The sequence below is a fragment of the uncultured Legionella sp. genome (assembly GCF_937871865.1).
Lineage (GTDB): Bacteria > Pseudomonadota > Gammaproteobacteria > Legionellales > Legionellaceae > Legionella.
Window position 1 is genome coordinate 1 of the sequence record NZ_CALMPD010000213.1, and the last position, 3,093, is coordinate 3,093.

Genomic DNA, 3,093 nt, shown 5'->3' on the forward strand with positions numbered 1-3,093 from the left:
CAGGCTTTAAGTATGATTTAAAGGAATTACAAAATCGTTATCATCAAATCTGGCGTGATGCCTATGCTCCCCGAGTAAGGGATTTATTACATGATTCTTTTGACTTAACCAAACTGCTGCTTAAAAAGGTCTCCTCTTCGTATACTGAAATCATTGAAATTGAAGGCAAAAAAGTTACAGATGACAGTCTGACCAAAGCATGGGAATTGTTTGGTGCGATGCCTGAATTATCAATTGAAAAAATTACACCGATGATCAATGTTGATAAAGAAAGTAAATTACGCGGCGGCCTAGAGCTACTCGTTAATTTTACGCAAACATTTCATGAGGTGGTCAAGACTTATTATGGTAAGGAGCGATGTGATTTGACGGAAGAGGATAATCAAATATTTTCCAGTAAATTGCATCAATTGTATATTGATTATGATACGAAAATAAGGATGAGTCTGGCTCATACTAGCACTGATGCCAACACATTTAATCTTATCTCAATTCAGTTACAACAGATAATGTATCAAGTGAATTTCCAACGCCATTTAACAACTACTGATGTGCAAATGAATGAGAAGCTTACTACTGTTGCAAAGGAACTGCCCCATACTCATGAAGAGGTGATTCGAAAATACAATGAAACTTTGTTTCTATGGGCCAAAAGCTTAGAAGCTGAAGAATTTTCTCAATACATTACAGACATTATTGATAAACATTATGCTCCTACAGTGCAGAGTTTGTCTTACCGCCAAAGAACAACTCCTGTTAAAGAGTTTTTGAAAGCGAGTATGGGGCAAAGTGGTGATAATCGATTGGCTTATATTTTAAGTGCTGGAAAAGAAGACGCAGGAGCTTTAAATAAATATCTGATCCAGTATCTTACTCCTATTATGCTACAGTCGCGTCCCCTGCCTAGTGTAAGTAGTGCGATTAGAAAGAACCTCTTTGATGCGGATCTTACTACATATACCAAATCAGCAGTTAATTTTGCTAAATTTGATGCTCGTTTTATTCATCTTTGTAATAATCAAGGCGTGAGCTTATTCTATAGTGCAATATATGATTGGGTTGAAGGATTACCTGATGAACGATTTAATAAAATTATGCAGACGGCAATTATTGATTATGAAAAAGGATTAAGCTCATTTAATTTTTGGAGTAATGGTTCCAGAAGGGAGGAGATCGAAGGGTATTGTAAAAGCTGGAGAAAAGCAAAAGCCGTTGCTTTGACGTTCCTTAATGGCTCTGATACTTCAACAATGAAAAGTCATCTGTTTGACCAATTAATTACTGAGATGAAGGTAGATATTAGTAAAAATAGCCAACTGAAAGCATTACCTGGATGTAAATTGGTTGAACAATATCGTCATGATGAGCACCGAATTTTTGTCTTTGCGTCATTAAAAACATATGCGGAAAAACCATCGCATTTGCAAGATGCTTCTGTAAGCAAAACCTCTGGTTTTATTGTATGATCCACATGATTGGATGTATTTGATTTTTTGTGGATTTTTAATATGAGAATCGTGCTCTTCCTGTGACAATTACTCCTTCTTTAGGTTATGATCCAATCTATCGAGTTCATGAGTACGGCATATGTCTTTAGATTTATTAAAAACGCTTCCCCAATATATTATACCCAAACAAGGTCTTACTGCTTTGGCTGGTTGTTTGGCAAATGTAACAAATCCTGGAGTTAAAAATTATATAATTCAGCGTTTTATCAATAAATACCAGGTCGATATGAGTGATGCTTTAATTGAAGATCCCACTGCATATGCCTGTTTCAATGATTTTTTTACCCGCCATTTAAAACCAGAATGCCGTCCGTTAGCCGATGCGGATATTATTTCTCCTGTGGATGGTTGCGTGAGTGAGTTAGGTGCAATTAATCAAGGCCAGTTAATTCAGGCTAAAGGACGAGATTATTCTGTTAAAGAATTATTGGCTTGTGATGATGAGACAGCGAGTCGATTTAATCAAGGACTGTTTGCAACCTTGTATTTATCCCCCAAAGACTACCACCGGGTGCACATGCCCATAGACGCAACGCTTGACTCAATGACCTACATACCTGGTGCGTTATTTTCAGTCCAGCCTACTACGGCAAGGGTGATCCCTAAGCTTTTTGCTCGCAATGAACGGCTTGCTGTTTTTTTTACGACATCTGTTGGCCCTATGGCCATGGTTCTGGTTGGAGCTACTATTGTGGGTGCTATAGGTACAGCATGGCATGGCGATATAAAACGGGAAAAATCCAAAAAATATTTTGATTATTCTCAGGCAACTTTTAATAAATTGATGACCCAAGGTGATGAGATGGGTTTATTTAAATTAGGCTCAACCGTTGTGTTGTTGTTTGCCGATGGCAAGAAAGTACAATGGAGAAAGTCATTAGCCGCTGGCAACACTATTCGTTTTGGAGAGGACCTGGGAAGCATTCTCTGACGGTATAACCATCCTGATAATACTGCTGTTATGATAGCGCTACGATACAGTGTCCTCCTAATTAAAGTCACGTTCAGACCGCTAAAATGGTCTGAACGATGAACAGTTAAAGAGCTAAATAGTTAAATTCAGAACACACCGAGCCCTAAGGTGTTATCCTTACTGCCGTTGTTCTCGAAGCTGGCAGACGTGGAGGAAAAGTACCGCGCAAACGCGTGGTCGGAATCGACCAGCGTAGAACTCCAATATGCACTATCAACTGCAAACTGAGAGCCTTCATCTTCTCAGTATAGGATTCTCGCCATCATATAGGATTTTCCGGATAGACTCTCAGAATGTTTCGTTAAGTAAATCTTAATATTTATTTGTTATCATTATGTTCATTTTGTTTTCTATACTTGTATTTAGATGGAGGATATTCAATGCCACCTTATGGTTCATCTATATTTTCTTCTCGTTCTAAAACTACTTTTGAATATGGGAGCATGGATAAGGTCACGGTACTTACATTTCAAAGTGATACTGATCTCGAATTCCCAGTTATAAATCCTAAAATTCATGACCGTGCGCAACCTGGTAGTCAATGGAATGATTCAATAAAAATAACCCATCCAAGTTTAATAGCTGCGACCATGCGTAGCCTTTACAATACTA

General features: G+C 38.0%; 2 protein-coding genes and 1 pseudogene. All 3 read left to right on the forward strand.

Annotated elements, in window-relative coordinates:
- Positions 1 to 1,466 (forward strand): annotated as a pseudogene (locus Q0495_RS11275) (hypothetical protein); the annotation flags it as partial.
- Positions 1,467 to 1,587: 121 nt separating this feature from the next.
- Positions 1,588 to 2,439, forward strand: a complete 852-nt coding sequence (asd, locus tag Q0495_RS11280; protein WP_298626274.1) for an archaetidylserine decarboxylase — start codon at positions 1,588 to 1,590, stop codon at positions 2,437 to 2,439.
- Positions 2,440 to 2,861: 422 nt separating this feature from the next.
- On the forward strand, positions 2,862 to 3,093 hold a 232-nt coding region (locus Q0495_RS11285), incomplete at its 3' end, for a hypothetical protein (RefSeq protein WP_298626277.1).